This window comes from Delftia tsuruhatensis NBRC 16741 (assembly GCF_001571325.1).
GTDB lineage: Bacteria > Pseudomonadota > Gammaproteobacteria > Burkholderiales > Burkholderiaceae_C > Comamonas > Comamonas tsuruhatensis.
Genome location: NZ_BCTO01000071.1, coordinates 1 through 15,597 on the forward strand (window position 1 = coordinate 1; position 15,597 = coordinate 15,597).

Below are 15,597 nucleotides of genomic sequence, written 5' to 3' on the forward strand. Positions count from 1 at the left end.
TGTGGCCAGTGCGACCTGCACGCCCAATACCTTCCCGTTTGCGGGCAATGGCAGCTCCGTGCTGACGTGCACGGTGAACTTCACTGCGGCAGTGGCGGCCGGTGGCAGCACCAGCTTCAACCTGCCAGCTGTTCCGACGGCGGTGGGCTCGAGCACGAACACGGCCTCCTACGATCCGTCGGGCGGCATCAGCCCGGTCAATCCGACGGCAGGTTGCACTGTGAACTGTGCATCGACACCAGCAACGCCGGTCACTCCCAGCACGCAGGTGCCGGTGGCTCCGACGCTGACGGTTTCGCCGACCACGGTGGGAGGCTATCCGCAGATTTCCGGCACCGGCACGCCGGGCTACACGATCACGGTGAAGGATGGCTCGACGACGCTGTGTACGGCAATCGTCGCGGCCGATCAGACGTGGAGCTGCACGCCGGGCGGCGGCTTGCCGACGCCGGGTCTGCACACGATCAGCGCGACCCAGACCAATCCTGGCAATGGCAACACCGGACCTGCCACAACGACTTCGCTCAACGTGCTCGGAACGACCTTCACGGGTCCGACAGCCACCGGGGCAGGCAACGCCACGGCGACCTTGAGCGGTGGTGGCGCGGGCTGCGGGTTCGATGTGTCGCAGTCGTCCTTCGTCGCGGCTGCGGCGGGTGCGCCTGGCCAGTTGAGCTTCCCGTACGGCAATGTGCACTTCGTGGCCCGTGGCTGTACGCCCAGCAGCTCGATCACGGTCAGCGTCACCTGGCCGGGGCCGGTGACCGGCATGGCGTACTGGAAGTTCGGTCCAGCATCCGCAGGGGCGGCGGACTCCTGGTATCAGCCTGCGGGTGCGGTGGTGTCGGGCAATACGACCTCGGTGGTGGTCACCGATGGCGGCCAGGGTGATGACGATCGCGCAGCCAATGGCGTGATCGTGGATCCCAGCGGTCCGGCGCGTGTGGGGGCGGCATCGGGTGCCCGGCCGATCCCTGCCCTCGAACCGCGCATGCTCGCCATGGCCATGCTGCTGATGCTGGCTGCAGGCCTGTGGAATCTGCGCCGCAGACGCGGTTGACACACGGTTGAAGAGGCGCTGAACCATCGCCTGCCGAACCTGTTTCGGCAGGCGATTTCCATTGGGTAGAGGCGCTGCATCCCGGCGGCTCAAGCCTGCACGAAACCCCAGGCCGCCTTGCGGGCCTATCGCGCGTGCAACACGCCGTAAATGAGAACAATTTAGAATTTCGCGCTGATGGGTGCCTTGCATCCCTGGGTCCCGGCCGACGCACAGGCGCCTGGCCCCTTCATTCCTGCACGCCTGCCTTCCATGCACCGTTCTGTCCTGATGTTCCGTTGCGCACCGTGATGGACCGCTGAACGCCGCCGCCTGCTCCCCATGACTTTCAAGAAAATCTGGTTCCAGTTGCACTGGTTCGCCGGCATTACGGCCGGCACGGTGCTCATCGTCATCGGGCTGTCGGGCGCGGTGTTCTCGTTCCATGAGGAGATCCTGGGCTGGCTGAATCCCGGCACTGTCTCCGTGCCTGCGCGCGATGACCCACCGCTGGGGCCGCCGCAGATTGCGCAGGCGCTGCGCGAGGCCGGCGAGCAGCGCGTGGTCCAGCGCATCACCGTCTTTGCCGAGCCCGGCCGCTCGGCCCAGGTGGCCTTCAAGCCGCCGGCCGGCCAGCGCCGGGGCCAGACGGTCTTTGTCGATCCCTACACGGGCGCGCAGATGCCCGAGCAACACGGCACGGAGTTCTTCGAATGGGTGGAGCGCCTGCACCGCTGGCTGCTGCTGTCGCGCGATGACGGCAAGCCGATCACGGGCACCCTGGCCGGCCTGTTGCTGATGCTGTCGCTGTCGGGCCTGTACCTGCGCTGGCCGCGCCGGCCGCTGTCCTGGCGCACCTGGCTGACCTTCGACCCGGCGCTCAAGGGCCGCTCCTTCCTCTGGGGCCTGCACTCGGTGGCGGGCACCTGGGCCCTGGTGGCCTATGTGGTGTTCACCTGCACCGGCATGTACTGGGCCTTTGGCGTGGTGCGCAGCACGGTGGATGGCTGGGCCGGCGTGCCGCCGCGCGTGGCCGCTCCCGCGGCGCCGTCCTCGAAACCCGGTGGCGGCCGGCCTGAGCCGACTGGCGCGCAGCAGCCCATCGACATCGCGCCCGGCTGGGCCGCCTTCGAGCGCATCGCCCATGGCTGGCAGTTCGCCCAGCTGCGCCTGCCCGAGCGCGCGGGCCAGCCCCTGCAGATCAGCTGGCTGGATGCCGATGCCGCCCATGAGCGCGCGCGCAACCAGATGGCGTTGCTGCCCGATGGCACGGTGCAGCGCGACGAGCGCTATGCCGACCTGCCCACGGGCCGCCGCGCCGTGGGCGCCATCTACCCGCTGCACATGGGCACTTATTTCGGCATGCCGGGGCGCATCTTCATGACGCTGGCCTCGCTGATCATGCCCCTGTTCGCCATCACGGGCTGGATGCTCTACCTGGACCGCCGGCGCAAGGCGCGCGCCCTGGCCAAGGAGCGCCAGGCGCTGATGGCGGACCCGCCACCGTCCGCGCCTGCAGGCCAGGACACCGTGCTGGTCGCCTTCGCCAGCCAGGCCGGCCGCGCCGAGCGCCTGGCCGTGGCCACCGTGGCCGCGTTGCGCGGCGCAGGCATGGCGGCCAGCCTGCAATCCGTGGCGGCGCTGGATGCCGAGCAACTGCGCCACCATCGGCGCGTGCTCTTCGTGGCCAGCACCTTTGGCGAAGGCGACCCGCCCGATGCCGCGCGCCGCTTTGCCCGCCTGCTGGGCGCGGCCTCGGGCTCGGCCCTGCCGCACCTGCAATACGGCCTGCTGGCGTTGGGCGACCGGCAGTACGCGGCCTTCTGCGGCTTTGGTCATGCGCTGGACCACCAGCTGCGCCGCCTGGGCGCACAGCCCGTGTTTCCGCTGATCGAGATGGATGGCGAGGACGCCCAGGCCTGGCATGCCTGGCAGCAGGCGTTGGCAGGGCATTTCAGCGCCGTGCTGCCCGTGTGCGATGCCCTGCCTGCGTCTTCGGCGGAACCGCTTGCCGATGCCACGGCCTTTGCCTCATGGCCGCTGCAGGCGCGCAGCCTGTGCAACGCGGGCAGCCAGGGCGCAGGGCTTTATGTGCTGGACTTGGCACCGCCCGAAGGCGTGGCCCCGCTGTGGCGGGCTGGTGCGCTGGCCGAGGTGCTGCCACGCCATGGCGCAGCCACCGTGCAGGCCTGGCTGGCCGTCCAGGAATGCGACGGTTCGGCCCCCGTGCAATGGCGCCAGCAGACCTGCACGCTGGCCGAGGCGCTGGCCGCCAGCGTGCTGCCGGCCCCGGGCGACATCGCCCCCGGCACCGCGCCCCAGGCCGTGGCCGATGCGCTGCGGCCCCTGCTGCCGCGCAGCTACTCGGTCGCCTCGCTGCCGCAGGACGGCCATGTGCGGCTGCTGGTGCGCCAGGCCCGCCATGACGGCGGCCTGGGCGTGGCGTCGGGCTGGCTGACGGCGCATGCGGCCCGGGGCACCTCCGTGGCCATGAGACTGGTGGAAAACCGCGCCTTCGAGCCGCGCGAAGAGGCAGGTGCCGAGCCCGATGCGCCGGCCATCTTCATCGGCAACGGCTCCGGCTATGCCGGCCTGCGCGGCCACCTGCTGGCGCGCATGCACGCAGGCCGCCACCGCAACTGGCTGCTGTTCGGCGAACGCCAGCGGGCCCATGACGGGTACTGCGAGGCCGAGGTCTCCGGCTGGCTGGCCGCAGGCAAGCTGCAGCGCGCCGACTTCATCTACTCCCGCGACCAGGCCCGGCGCCGCTACGTGCAGGACGCCCTGCGCGAAGCCGCCGAACCCCTGCGCGACTGGATCGCCGATGGCGCCGTGCTCTACGTCTGCGGCAGCGCCGACGGCATGGCCGCAGGCGTCGATGCCGCGCTGGCCGACATCCTGGGCGCTACCGCCGTCGAAGACCTGATCGTCGAAGGCCGTTACCGCAGGGATGTGTACTGAGGTGAAGCGCCGCGTCTTAATGCACAGCGCATGAAACTGGCGCGGCCCAAGTCAGGGACACCGAGCAAGGGCCGCCCCGCCGCGAGGGTGTCGTCCCCCTCCCGCGTAGCGAGAGAGGGCGCCGTGCATACGGGGGAAGGCGCGTAAGCGCCTCAGGGGGTGATGTACCTCTCCTTGCCGAGATTGAGCATCAACCGGTTCGCCCAGCCGAACAGCGCGGCCGAATGCAGCATGTCCAGGATTTCCTGGTCCGTGAGGCCGGCATCGCGCAGCGGCTGCAGCTGGGCAGCGCCAAAGCTGCCCGGCGCGCGCGTCAGGGCCAGCGAGGACTGGATGATGGCGCGTTCGCGCGCATTGGTGCCGGCCGTGTCCGGGTCATCGAACATCTGGGCCATGACATCGTTGCGCTTGGCCAGCTGCTCGAAACGCTGGGCGTGGACCGATGCGCAGTACACGCAGCCGTTGGAGCGCGACACGGTCGTGGCCGCCACCTCGCGCTCGGCGCGCGACAGGCCGCCGGGCGCGTACATGATGGCGTTGAAGGCCTGCGAGCGCTCCGACAGCACGCGCGGCTGGCGGGCCAGCAGCAGGTAGAAGTCCGACGTGCGCGCCTTGGGGTGGCTCAGGTCCAGCACGGCCTGCTGCTCGGCCGTGGCCGTGGCGGGGTCGAGCACGGGCAGCCAGGACGTCCAGTCCAGCGTCTCGCTGGTGTAGCCGTTGCGGCGCAGCGGCTCGCCCGGTGGCGGCAGGTTGGCGGGGTGCACGAAGGGTGCGGCGGCGGCTTCGGCAGCCGGCGTGCTGGCCTGGCCGCCCAGCGCGACCATGGCCTGCACGCCCGCGAACAGGCGCAATTGGTAGGCGATGAAGCCCACCAGCTGGGCCACCAGCACGGTGTCGTCGATGGACAGGCCGGACTCGGGCATGGCCAGCAGGGCCGCGCGGTCGCTCTCGGCCGGGTGCAGGGCCAGGGTGCGCACGAAGTGCAGGGCCGCATCCAGGCGGGCGTTGCCGGTCTGGGCGCCGGGCTGGGCCAGCACGGTGCGCAGCGCGGGCGTCAGGGCGTCGCCCAGGGACTCGGCACGTTGGCGGTATTCATCGGCCAGGGCCAGGACGCCGCTGACGCGGCATTGCTCGCTGGCCAGCACCAGGCGCTCGGCGCGCGACAGGCTGTCGGCCAGGCCGTCGCCCAGCAGCAGGTCCTCGCAGGCCTGGGTGGCGATGGCCACCTTGTCGCGCTGGCGGCGCGTGGCGAAAACGGGGGACTGGTCGGTCAGGCCGGCCAGGCGGTCGATGGTGTCGTTGGCGGTGGTCATGGGTATCTCAGGTCTTGTCTGCCAGGGCCCGCACGCGGGCTTCGGGGTCGGCGAGCGTCCATTCGCTGCCGTCGAGCTCGGGCTCGGAATAGGACTGCAGCTGGGCGTAGTGGTGTTCCAGGTCCTCGCGGTAGAACAGCGAGGCCAGGCCCTGGGCCAGCTTGCGCGCGCCGTCGCTGATGGCGGGGATATCACCCGACACCGTGCCGTGCGACAGCGCGGCCGGATAGCAAAAGCAGTGCACATGGTCCAGGCCGGGCAGGGCGCCGGGCGTCTTTTCCTGGAACTCGAACAGCGGGCCCAGGTCGGGCGAGTCCGACAGTTCCTGGTCCTCGGCACCCGCCTCGGGCACGAAGCGGTCGCTCCAGATGCGCACATGGGGCGCCAGGTCGGCGAACTCGGGGCGCTGGCGCCAGTCGATGGCAAAGCCGGTGGAGACGATCAGGAAGTCCAGCACGAACACGCCGCGCGGCGTGCTCACGCGCAGCTTGTCGCCTGCCTGCTCCACCTTCTGCACGGCGCAGCCCAGGTTGAAGTGGGCGTTGGCGTGGCGCGAGACGCGCAGCGTGCTGCCGTGCGGCGGTGGCACCTGCTGCACGTTGATGTAGTGGCGTATGCGCCATTTCCAGGCGTCGGGCAGCAGGAACTGGCCGTGCGTGAGGCCGGGCGTGCCCGAGCCCTTGGATTTGTTGATGCGCGGCAGGTCGCTGCGGCGCACCAGCAGGTCCACGCTGGCGGCGCCGTTCTCCAGCGCGGTGGCCGCGCTGTCCATGGCCGACGAGCCCGCGCCCACCACGCCCACGTGCAGGCCGGCCAGGCGGCGGTAGTCGAGCACGTCGGAGGAATGCGCCCAGCGGCTGCGGTCCACGCCCTGCATGAAGGCGGGGATCTGCGGGCCGCCCAGGCCGTCGCGGCCCGTGGCCAGCACCACGCGGCGCGCCAGCCAGGTGCGCGAGGCGCCATCGGCCGTCACATCGACCTCGACCGTGCCGTCGGCCTGCGGGCGGATGGCCGTGACCTGATGGCCGTTACGCACGTCGCAGCGCATCACGCGGCGGTACCAGCGCAGGTAGTCCATCCACTGCAGGCGCGGGATCTTGTCCAGCGCGGCCCAGGCTTCGCGGCCCCATTGGGCGATGAACCAGGCGCGGAAGGTCAGCGAGGGCAGGCCCAGCGCGGGGCCGGTCAGCTCCTTGGGCGAGCGCAGGGTTTCCATGCGCGCCGTCGTGGCCCAGGGGCCTTCGAAGTCCAGCGGGGCCTTGTCCAGCAAAACGGCCGCGATGCCCAGCTGGGACAGCGCGGCCGACAGGGACAGGCCGGCCTGGCCGGCGCCGATGACCAGGACATCGTGCACGGGCTGGCCGTCGCGGGTGGAGGGAGGGATCCAGGCCTTGGCAGGCCAGCCCAGGGCGACGAGGTCGTCGCGCAGGCGTTCTTCAAGGGCAGCCAGGCCCGCAGGGGCCGCGGCTGCCGGTTCGGTCAGGGACATAGACTCACCAGGAACTCACGAGGAAAGGCGCGCCAGCGGGGCAGGGCCTGCGGGCGCGCGCGGCATCAATCGATGCTGATTTTCGCGTCTTTGACCACCTGTGCCCATTTCAGGCGGTCGTTGTGCACGGTTTTCTTGAACTGCTCGGGCGTCTCTATGCGGATGGCATTGCCCTGGGACTCGAAGCGCGCACGCACCTCGGGCAGCTCCAGCACCTCGCGCACGGCCTGGCCGAGCTTGGCCACGATGGCCGGGTCCGTGCCCTTGGGCGCGAAGATGCCGAACCAGATCGAGCTGTCGAAGCCCTTGGTGCCCGTCAGGCCGCTGGAGGCGATGGTGGGCACTTCCTTGATCACTTCCACGGGCTTGGCCGTGGTCACGCCCAGCAGGCGCACCTTGCCGCTCTTGTAGTGCGGCAGCACGGTCTGGACCTGGTTCATGATGCAGCAGGTCTCGCCGCGCAGCACCGAGGTGATGGCCTCGGGGCCGCCCTTGTAGGGCACGTGGACCATGTTCAGCCCCAGGCGCGCATTGAACTCTGCAAAGGCCATGTGCGTGCCCGCGCCGTTGCCCGTGGAGGCGTAGTTGTACTTGCCGGGGTTGGCCTTGATCTCGTCCACGAACTCCTTGAGGTTCCTGACGTTGATCACGTTGGGGTTGATGGTCAGCACGTTGGACACATCGATCAGCGGCGCCACGGGCACGAAGTCGGTTTCCACGTCAAACGGCAGCTTCTTGTAAAGCGCCGCATTGCTGCCGTGCGTAGCCGCCGTGCCGAAGGCCAGCGTGTAGCCGTCCGGCTTGGCGCGCGCCACGATCTCGCTGGCGATGTTGCCGGCCGCACCCGACTTGTAGTCAATGATCAGGGGCTGGCCCAGGCGCTGGGACAGCGGCTCCTGCACGCCGCGCGCGATCACGTCCACGCCCGAGCCTGCCGGGAAGCCCAGGATCATGGTCACGGGCTGGTGCGGCCACGAAGCCGCCGAATCGGCTGCCACCGCTGCGGTGGAGCCGAGGACGGCCAGGGCCGCGGCGGCGGCGGGAATCCAGGAGCGGAAAAGCGAGGGGCGCATGGTGTGCAGGGAAATCCGGTGAATCAATTCCCATATTTTCCTGAGAACTTAATGAGCCACTTTTATATGCATATGTTGGTATGAAGCCAGTGTGGGCATGGCCGCAGCGCTCAGCAAAAAGCCCGCCGATGGGGCGGGCTTCATGCCGGGCGCAAGCGCCCATCAATGGCGGTAGGGGTTGTTGGGGCGGCGGTCATGGCGGTCCGGCACGCCGTCGCGGTCACGGTCCCAGCGGCCGGGTGCGTAGCCCCAGCGACCACCGTGCTGCGACCACACGGGCTGGCGGTACACATAGCCGGGACGCGCCTTGACCCAGTGGCCGGCCACCCAGGCATGGCGGTGGCCTTGCGGGCGCCAGTAGCCCGGCGCCCACACATAGCCGCGGCGCGGTGCCGGAACGGCCTCGTAGCGCATGGGAGGAGGCGCGCCGAACTGCACAGAGATGGCGGCGCCCGGCGCCGCATAGGTCACGTTGGCCTGGGCCTGCGCGGTCCCGGCCCATCCGGCCAGGGCCACGGTCGCGGCGATCAGCGGTGTGCGAAGGGAAATCATGGCGGCTCCTTGTCCTTGGTTCATCGGGCTGGAGTCCCTGTGACGGGAATCCATGACTGCATGGTGCGAGTGCTGCGTCAAGCCCGGGTTGCCGCGACGCGAAGTCTTGCAATCTTGTGTATCGCCTTGGTGAAGCCTTGTTGCCAGGCGCTGCAGCGCAGGCTGCCGTCCTGCAGCCGCCGTCAGACAGTGCCTCTTCTCAGGGCCGTGAACGCCGTGAATTCCCAGCTGCGCATGGCCAGCACCAGGGTGTAGCCCTCGCGCTGGCCGGGCGGCAGGCGCTGGTCCTGCAGGTGCTGCTGGGAAAAATCATGGGCCAGCCGCTGTATGCGTTCCACGAAGCTGGGCGCCAGATGCCGGCCGATGGAGCCGTGCACCATCAGCATGCCCTCGCCCGGCTGGTCGAAGCCGCCGCCGAAATAGTCGAGCACGGCGTTCTCGCGGAAGTACTCCATCACCGGCCCGCGCGCGCGCCAGCGGAAGGTCTTGGCCAGGCGCAGCCGGTAGCGGTTGCCGGGGCGCAGCTCGATGATGCCGATGCGGTCCAGCTGGGCCAGGTAGCGGATGCCTTCGGCCTCGGTCATGCGGTAGGTGGCCACGATCTGCTCCAGCGTCCACTGGCTGAGCACGCAGATGGCCATCAGCAGCAGCTTGCGGTCGGCGACCACGGCGTTCTCCTGCTCCGGCGTCATCTCCTGCAGCAGCGGCTGGCTGTCGGCCACGCGGCGCGCCAGGTCGGCGAAGTCCAGGCTCAGCGCGCGGCAGATGGCATCGATGCGCGACAGCGGCATGTCGCCCTTGGCCAGCATGCGCTTGACGCTGGACTCGGCCATGCCCAGGGCGCGCGCCAGGTCGGCATAGGTCATCTGGGCGGCCTTGAGTTCCTTCTTGAGGGCGATGACGAGGTCGGCAGTGGTGCTCATGGGTAGCGATTATCGATACCCGAGGTGCTGGTTTGCGCGGCGGGTGCAGAAAAACGATGCTGGAAGGGCCGATGGCTCGCCACACTCCGCGCCACTTTCCACGAGGAGCAACACATGCCATCCACATTGATTTCACCGGCCGCCGCCCTACGCGCGCTGTACTGGGGCGCCGCCTTGCTGCTGCTGGCCGCCTTGATTGGCCCTGCAGTGCCGCAGCCCCAGGACTTTCACGCGTTTGCCGACCAGCGCGCCTGGGGGCCGCTGCCCCATGCGCTGGATGTGCTCAGCAACCTGGGCTTTGCCTGGGCTGCCGTGACGGGGGCGCGCCTGCTGCTGGACCGGCGTAGCCAGGCGCTGGCGCCGGCCCTGCGCTGGCTGGCCGCGCTGTTCTTCACGGGGCTGGCGTGTTCGGCCATAGGTTCGTCCGTCTACCACTGGGCCCCCCACGATGCCACCCTGGCCGGCGACCGGCTGGGCATGTCCATGGCCTTTGCCGGCATGCTGGGACTGGCGCTGCAATCGCGCATTGCCGACCGCGTGGCCGTGCGCGCCGCGGTGGCCATGCTGGTCGCCGCCGTGGCCTCGGTGCTGGTCTGGCTGCATGGCGGCAACCTGCTGCCCTGGGCGCTGGTGCAGGGCGGCGGCATGCTGGCGGTGCTGGGCCTGGCCTGCGTGGCGCCGCGCCATGGCGCGCTGGCGCTGCGCCTGGGCATGGTGATCGCCTGGTATGGCGCGGCCAAGCTGCTGGAGTGGGGCGATGCGGCCGTCTTCGAGGCCACCGGCGGGCTGGTGTCCGGCCACAGCCTCAAGCATGTGGTGGCGGCGGCCGCCGCCCTGCCCGTGATCACCGCGCTGCGTGCGGCCGGCACGGCGCGCATGGCCAGTACGGGCACAATGTGCGCCGATGCGTGCGGCCACGGCGGCGCCACCAACCGTTGAGGGAAGACAAGATGTTCCAGCAAGAGACCGGCAGCCCGTCTGCCCCCACCGCAACGGCCGGCGCCGTGCCATCGGCCGCGCACGAGCACCCCAACCAGTTCGCCCTGCTGGGCCAGCGGCGCTTTGCGCCGTTCTTCTGGACGCAGTTTTCCGGGGCGGCCAACGACAACCTGTTCAAGTTCGCGCTCACCGTGATGGTGACCTACCAGCTCAGCGTCTCCTGGCTGCCTTCGGCCATGGCGGGGCTGGTGATCGGGGCGCTGTTCATCCTGCCGTTCCTGCTGTTCTCGGCCACCTCGGGCCAGCTGACGGACAAGTGGGACAAGACGCGCATGTTCCGCCTGGTCAAGAACCTGGAGATCGCCATCATGGCGCTGGCCGCCTGGGGCTTCATCCAGGCCAATGTGCCCTTGCTGCTGGGCTGCGTCTTCCTGATGGGCCTGCACTCCACGCTGTTCGGCCCCGTGAAGTTCGCCTACCTGCCCCAGGTGCTCAGCGAGCGCGAGCTGACGGGCGGCAACGGCATGGTGGAGATGGGCACCTTCGTGGCCATCTTGCTGGGCAACGTGGCCGGCGGCCTGCTGGTGGCCGTGCCCGAGGTCGGCCATCTGCAGGTGGCCGTGGCTTGCCTGGCGCTGGCGGTGATCGGGCGGATCTTTGCGCAGTTCATCCCCAATGCGCCGGCCACCGATCCGCACCTGGTCATCAACTGGAACCCCTTCACCGAGACCTGGCGCAACCTGCAGCTGGCCCGCGAGCAGCCCGCCGTGTTCCGCTCGCTGCTGGGCATCAGCTGGATGTGGTTCTTCGGCGCCGTGTTCCTCGCCCAGTTCCCCAGCTTTGCCAAGGAGGTGCTCCATGGCGACGAGCATGTGGCCTCGCTGCTGCTGGTGGTGTTTTCCGTGGGCATCGGCACGGGCTCGCTGCTTTGCGAGGTGTTCAGCCGCCGCCATGTGGAGATCGGCCTGGTGCCGCTGGGCGCCATCGGCATGAGCGTGTTCGCCGTGGACCTGTTCTTTGCCTCGCGCGCACTGCCGGCCTCCGAGCTGATGGGCGTGGGTGCCTTCTTTGCCCAGCCCGCGCACTGGCGCGTGATGGCCGACCTGGGCATGCTGGCCCTGTCGGCCGGCATCTACAGCGTGCCCATGTACGCGCTGATCCAGATGCGCAGCCAGCCCACGCACCGCGCGCGGATCATCGCGGCCAACAACATCCTCAACGCGCTGTTCATGATCGCCTCCAGCGTGCTGGCCGGCGCGCTGCTGGCGGCGGGCTTCAGCATTCCCCAGGTTTTCCTGATCACGGGCATTGCCAATGCCGTGGTGGCGGCCTACATCTTTTTGCTGGTGCCCGAGTACCTGCTGCGCTTCGTGGCCTGGGTGGTCTCGCGCTTCGTCTACCGCTTCAAGGTGCAGGGCGACGAGCACATCCCGGCCACCGGCGCGGCCATCCTGGCCTGCAACCATGTGAGCTTTGTCGATGCCGTGCTGCTCATGGCCGCCAGCCCCCGGCCCATCTACTTCCTGATGGACCACCGCATCTTCCGCGTGCCCGTGCTGGGCTGGCTGTTTCGCCTGGCCAAGGCCATCCCCGTCGCGCCCCAGAAGGAAGATCCCGCCACCTACGAGGCTGCGTTCGAGCGCGCCGCCCAGGTGCTGCGCGAGGGCGACCTGCTGGCCATCTTCCCCGAGGGCGGCATCACGCGCGACGGGCAGCTGCAGGAGTTCCGTGGCGGCATCATGAAGATCGTCGAGCGCGCCCAGGCCGATGGCCTGCAGGTGCCCGTGGTCCCCATGGCGCTGACCAATCTCTGGGGCTCGTACTTCAGCCGCATCGAGCAGGGCGGCGCCATGGTGCGGCCCTTCCGCCGTGGCCTGTTCAACCGTGTGGGCCTGAACGTGGGCCAGCCCATGGCCCAGGCCGAGGTGCAGCCCGCGCTGCTGCGCGAGCGCGTGCAGCGGCTGCTGGCGGCCTAAGAGGGGTTCTGTTCCTCCACCGTGAAGCTCAGGCCGGCATTGGCCTTGAGCCTGGCGATGAGCGCGTCGCCCATGGCAGGCGCCGTGGTCCAGATGCCGCCGGGCGTGTCCGGGGCGTCCTGCAGCAGGCAGACGGCGGCCTCGGTGATCATCTTGGACGTGGAGCCGTAGCCCGGATCGCGGTCGCCCTTGACGCCCACGCGCAGGCTGTGGCCGGCCGTGTCGGTGCCGATGAACAGCACGTCGTAGAAGCCCGATTCACGCTCTTCGCGCGATGGCCCCTCGCCAGGCTTGGGGCCGTCGTCCGCGCCCAGCGACTTGTCGGCCGCCACGGCGTTGGCCAGGGCCTCGCCCTTTTCGCCTGCGCCTGTGACCATCATCTCGTCGTAGACAAAGTCGGCGCCATAGGCATGGCCCAGCAGAAAGTTGGAGCGGTGCACGTTGCGCGTGTTGATGGCCGCCATCACGAAGGGCGCCACCCACAGGCCCAGCACCTCGTCCACCATGGGCTTGCTGCCCGAGGGCTGGCGCGGGCCCTCGAAACCCGGCGTGAGCGAGAACGGATTGCGCAGCAGATCCAGCACGCCCGGCTGGGCGGCGGCCGCCGCCATGGTGGCCTTGAGGCTGGCCGCCGTGCCGCCCGAGAACGTGCCCTTCATCTTGCGCACCCGGCCCCGCACGCGCTGGGCGGGCTGGCCGAAGCGGGCCTGCATCTCTCGCTGCAGCATGAACACGCCCAGGTCGAAGGGAATGGAATCGAAGCCGCAGGAGAACACGATGCGCGCGCCGCTGGCCCGGGCTGCGGCCTCGTGGGCATCGATCATCTGGCGCATCCACGCTGGCTCGCCGCACAGGTCCACATAGTCCACGCCGGCGCGGGCGCAGGCGGCCACGAGTTCGTTGCCGTAGAGCTGGTAGGGGCCCACCGTGGTCAGCACCAGGCGGGCCTGCTCCATCAGCGCCTGCAGGCTTGCGGGATTGCCGGTGTCGGTCACCACCAGCGGGGTATCGGCGGGCGCGCCCAGCTCGTCGCGCACGGCCGCGAGCTTGGCGGCATTGCGCCCGCCCATGGCCCAGCGCAGGCCGCTGCCTGCGGGGTAGCGCCTGAGCAGGTACTCCACCACCAGCCGGCCCGTGAAGCCGGTGGCGCCGTGGACGACGAGGTCAAAGGGTTTGGTCATGGGAGATCTCCATCAATCAGCGTGGCGAACGTGCGATTGCCCGCTGCACTGCAGCCGGGGTGGGCGCATTGTCTGTGGCGCGCCGCAGGGTTCCTGTCGCCCAGGTGCCGTGCCCGATGTCCTGTGTGCTGGTGTCACATGCAGGAACTTTTTGGGGTGTAAACAACAGTCAAAAACTTGAAAAGTACCGTTTGAAGATACTCGATGGCCTGTGTCTGGCCACTGTTACGGTTGAATGCAGACACGCAAGTTACGTCTGGGCACCATGCGTCCCGTGTTCAACCAATGCCCTTGAGGGGCACCTCGGCAAATGTCCTCTTCTCCCATCGTCGTTCAGCGTGATACCCGGGCCTGGCAACTGCAGGTGTGGGTGTCGTTCGGCATTGCGGTCTCGCTGTGCGCCATCGGCCTGGCATGGCTGCCCGGCGAGCAGCTGGAGCAGGCCTTCATGGTGATGGGCTATGTGTTCTGCCTCTCGGCCGCCTTCGTGCTGGCCAAGTTCGTGCGGGACAACGAGGGCGGCCGCAGCGGCGCAGGCGACACGCCCATGTGGAAGCTGGTGGTCTGGGGCGGCTTTGCCGTGTCCATGGCGCTGACCGGCTGGGGGCTGGTGAGCATGGACATCAACGTGACCTACAAGGCCTTCCTGGGCGTGAGCTGGCTCTATCTCATCACCACCGCCTTCACGCTGGCCAAGATGCTGCGTGACCGCCACGAGGCCGACCTGGCGCAGGCCCGCATGCATGGCCGCCGCGAGGCCGCGCAACCGGCCGACGCCGAGTGATGTCCACCCCTTCCCCGCATTTCCAGGAGTCCAAGCAATGATGGTCAACCAATCCGTTTTCGCGCGCCTGCCGCGTGCCCTGCTGGCCGCTGGTGCGCTGTGCGCAGCCCTGGCCATGGCGCCTGCCCATGCGCAAAGCGAGGCCTCGGTGGCGCTGTCCATGCTGCCCGTGGCCTCCGTGGTGGGCACGGCTTCGGTGGCTTCGGCGGCCGCTGGCGCCGTGGTGGCCGTGCCTGCCGCTTTGTCGGTGGGCGGCGCGGTGCTGACCGTGAAGGCAGTGCAGGCCTCGGCCACGGGCACGGTCTACCTGCTGGAGCGTGCCTCCGACGGCGCCCAGGCCAGCGTGGAAGTGGTGGGGCGGGGCGCCTCCGCCTCGGCTTACGCCGTGGGCACGGTGCTGACCTGCAGCGTGATCGGCACGGGCGTCATCATCTCGGCGGCCGGCAAGGTGCTGGCCTTCATCCCCAACGAGATGGGCAAGGCCCTGCTGCACAACGAACGCCTGTGATGCCCGCCATGAAACCGCCGCTTTCTCCTTCCCCTGCAGCCCGTGCCGCCTGCCTGGGCCTGCTGCTGGCCGCCGCGCTGGGCACGGCCCATGCAGGGCGCAGCTGCGAGGACAAGCCCCTCACGCCCCAGTCCCTGCAAAAGGGGCTGGACCTTGCCCAGCGCACATCCCAGGCGCTGGATGCCGAGTACGCGAAGAACGGCACCCGTGTCGTGCTGCTGGCGCGCGTGGGCCAGGACCTGAGCAAGTACGACCTGCACTACTCGCACTACGGCTGGGCCTACAGGACCCCCGAAGGCCCCTGGCGCGTGGCGCACAAGCTCAACGAATGCGGCACGGCCGGCGGCCATGTCTACCGCCAGGGCCTGGGCGAGTTCTTCCTGGACGACCTGTGGCGCTACGAGGCCGGCGTTCAGGTGCCCACGCCCGCCGTGCAGCAGGCGCTGTGGACCTTTCTGACCCAGCCCCAGACCGTGCTGCGCCTGCAGCACGAGCCCTACAGCATGGTCAGCTATGCCTGGGGCCAGCGCTACCAGCAGTCCAACCAGTGGGCCACCGAAACCCTGGCCGCCGCCATGGAGCCGGCCACGGTGCAGCGGCGCCAGCAGGCCCAGGCCTGGCTGCAGTTCAAGGGCTACGAGCCGGGCGTGCTGGTCATCCGCGCGCTGTCGCGGCTGGGCGGGCGCGTGACGGCCGCCAACATCGCCTTCGACGACCATCCCAACGACAAGCGCTATGCCAGCCGCATAGAGACCGTGACCGTGGAGTCGGTGACGCAGTGGCTGCAGCGCAGCCAGCTGGCGGGTCCGGTGCGCGTGCTGCCCTGAGCCGGACCGGCTCTTCCTCCGCCTGCGGTCTT

Annotated in this window: 13 protein-coding genes; 7 read left to right on the top strand and 6 right to left on the bottom strand. The window is 69.4% G+C overall.

What is annotated here, in order from left to right; genetic code table 11:
* Together DTS01S_RS30970 and DTS01S_RS26370 are read left to right on the top strand one after the other, a co-directional pair.
* Positions 1 to 1,060 (top strand): choice-of-anchor U domain-containing protein (locus tag DTS01S_RS30970; protein WP_303621427.1); only part of this gene is annotated, 1,060 nt, incomplete at its 5' end.
* A 321-nt stretch (positions 1,061 to 1,381) separates the two neighbouring features.
* Complete coding sequence (locus DTS01S_RS26370) at positions 1,382 to 4,000, top strand: PepSY domain-containing protein (protein ID WP_017404942.1); 2,619 nt, start codon at positions 1,382 to 1,384, stop codon at positions 3,998 to 4,000.
* A 152-nt stretch (positions 4,001 to 4,152) separates the two neighbouring features.
* On the opposite strand, the gene DTS01S_RS30070 is transcribed toward DTS01S_RS26370, so the two are convergent.
* From DTS01S_RS30070 to DTS01S_RS26395, 5 genes are all read right to left on the bottom strand, one after another.
* Entirely contained in the window at positions 4,153 to 5,313 is a 1,161-nt protein-coding gene (locus DTS01S_RS30070) for a CMD domain-containing protein (protein WP_074931931.1), read from the bottom strand.
* 7 nt (positions 5,314 to 5,320) lie between these two features.
* The gene (locus tag DTS01S_RS26380) at positions 5,321 to 6,802 is read right to left on the bottom strand and encodes a SidA/IucD/PvdA family monooxygenase (protein WP_017406537.1); all 1,482 of its coding nucleotides are present in this window, start codon (positions 6,800 to 6,802) and stop codon (positions 5,321 to 5,323) included.
* 65 nt (positions 6,803 to 6,867) lie between these two features.
* Positions 6,868 to 7,875 (bottom strand): Bug family tripartite tricarboxylate transporter substrate binding protein, encoded by a 1,008-nt coding sequence (locus DTS01S_RS26385; RefSeq protein WP_017406536.1) that lies wholly within the window; start codon positions 7,873 to 7,875, stop codon positions 6,868 to 6,870.
* 162 nt (positions 7,876 to 8,037) lie between these two features.
* Positions 8,038 to 8,427 (bottom strand): YXWGXW repeat-containing protein, encoded by a 390-nt coding sequence (locus DTS01S_RS26390; RefSeq protein WP_016450353.1) that lies wholly within the window; start codon positions 8,425 to 8,427, stop codon positions 8,038 to 8,040.
* Positions 8,428 to 8,609: 182 nt separating this feature from the next.
* Positions 8,610 to 9,350 (bottom strand): helix-turn-helix domain-containing protein, encoded by a 741-nt coding sequence (locus DTS01S_RS26395; RefSeq protein ID WP_012202467.1) that lies wholly within the window; start codon positions 9,348 to 9,350, stop codon positions 8,610 to 8,612.
* 114 nt (positions 9,351 to 9,464) lie between these two features.
* Here DTS01S_RS26395 and DTS01S_RS26400 point away from each other — a divergent pair, with 114 nt between their 5' ends.
* Positions 9,465 to 10,289, top strand: coding sequence for a hypothetical protein (locus tag DTS01S_RS26400; protein WP_026062680.1), 825 nt, complete (start codon positions 9,465 to 9,467; stop codon positions 10,287 to 10,289).
* 11 nt (positions 10,290 to 10,300) lie between these two features.
* A complete protein-coding gene (locus tag DTS01S_RS26405; protein WP_026062679.1) occupies positions 10,301 to 12,265 on the top strand; it encodes an MFS transporter in 1,965 nt (654 codons plus the stop codon).
* Here DTS01S_RS26405 and DTS01S_RS26410 read toward each other — a convergent pair.
* The gene (locus DTS01S_RS26410) at positions 12,262 to 13,446 is read right to left on the bottom strand and encodes a saccharopine dehydrogenase family protein (RefSeq protein WP_017406532.1); all 1,185 of its coding nucleotides are present in this window, start codon (positions 13,444 to 13,446) and stop codon (positions 12,262 to 12,264) included. The two genes, DTS01S_RS26405 and DTS01S_RS26410, sit on opposite strands and share 4 nt — an antisense overlap.
* 310 nt (positions 13,447 to 13,756) lie before the next feature.
* Between DTS01S_RS26410 and DTS01S_RS26415 the strand changes: the two genes are divergently transcribed.
* From DTS01S_RS26415 to DTS01S_RS26425, 3 genes are read left to right on the top strand one after another with little or no spacing between them, the layout of a single operon-like run.
* Positions 13,757 to 14,230, top strand: a complete 474-nt coding sequence (locus DTS01S_RS26415; RefSeq protein WP_012202471.1) for a YiaA/YiaB family inner membrane protein — start codon at positions 13,757 to 13,759, stop codon at positions 14,228 to 14,230.
* 37 nt (positions 14,231 to 14,267) lie between these two features.
* Positions 14,268 to 14,738: a hypothetical protein gene (locus DTS01S_RS26420; protein WP_016454497.1), complete on the top strand. Its 471-nt coding sequence runs from the start codon at positions 14,268 to 14,270 to the stop codon at positions 14,736 to 14,738.
* Between the two features lie 8 nt (positions 14,739 to 14,746).
* Positions 14,747 to 15,565, top strand: a complete 819-nt coding sequence (locus tag DTS01S_RS26425) for a DUF2145 domain-containing protein (RefSeq protein ID WP_026062678.1) — start codon at positions 14,747 to 14,749, stop codon at positions 15,563 to 15,565.
* Positions 15,566 to 15,597 lie beyond the last annotated feature (32 nt).

Excerpts from the sequence above, each read along its gene's own strand:
- DTS01S_RS26370 (WP_017404942.1), top strand. The coding sequence starts at position 1,382 with ATGACTTTCAAGAAAATCTGGTTCCAGTTGCACTGGTTCGCCGGCATT.
- DTS01S_RS30070 (WP_074931931.1), bottom strand. The coding sequence starts at position 5,313 with ATGACCACCGCCAACGACACCATCGACCGCCTGGCCGGCCTGACCGAC.
- DTS01S_RS26380 (WP_017406537.1), bottom strand. The coding sequence starts at position 6,802 with ATGTCCCTGACCGAACCGGCAGCCGCGGCCCCTGCGGGCCTGGCTGCC.
- DTS01S_RS26385 (WP_017406536.1), bottom strand. The coding sequence starts at position 7,875 with ATGCGCCCCTCGCTTTTCCGCTCCTGGATTCCCGCCGCCGCCGCGGCC.
- DTS01S_RS26390 (WP_016450353.1), bottom strand. The coding sequence starts at position 8,427 with ATGATTTCCCTTCGCACACCGCTGATCGCCGCGACCGTGGCCCTGGCC.
- DTS01S_RS26395 (WP_012202467.1), bottom strand. The coding sequence starts at position 9,350 with ATGAGCACCACTGCCGACCTCGTCATCGCCCTCAAGAAGGAACTCAAG.
- DTS01S_RS26400 (WP_026062680.1), top strand. The coding sequence starts at position 9,465 with ATGCCATCCACATTGATTTCACCGGCCGCCGCCCTACGCGCGCTGTAC.
- DTS01S_RS26405 (WP_026062679.1), top strand. The coding sequence starts at position 10,301 with ATGTTCCAGCAAGAGACCGGCAGCCCGTCTGCCCCCACCGCAACGGCC.
- DTS01S_RS26410 (WP_017406532.1), bottom strand. The coding sequence starts at position 13,446 with ATGACCAAACCCTTTGACCTCGTCGTCCACGGCGCCACCGGCTTCACG.
- DTS01S_RS26415 (WP_012202471.1), top strand. The coding sequence starts at position 13,757 with ATGTCCTCTTCTCCCATCGTCGTTCAGCGTGATACCCGGGCCTGGCAA.
- DTS01S_RS26420 (WP_016454497.1), top strand. The coding sequence starts at position 14,268 with ATGATGGTCAACCAATCCGTTTTCGCGCGCCTGCCGCGTGCCCTGCTG.
- DTS01S_RS26425 (WP_026062678.1), top strand. The coding sequence starts at position 14,747 with ATGAAACCGCCGCTTTCTCCTTCCCCTGCAGCCCGTGCCGCCTGCCTG.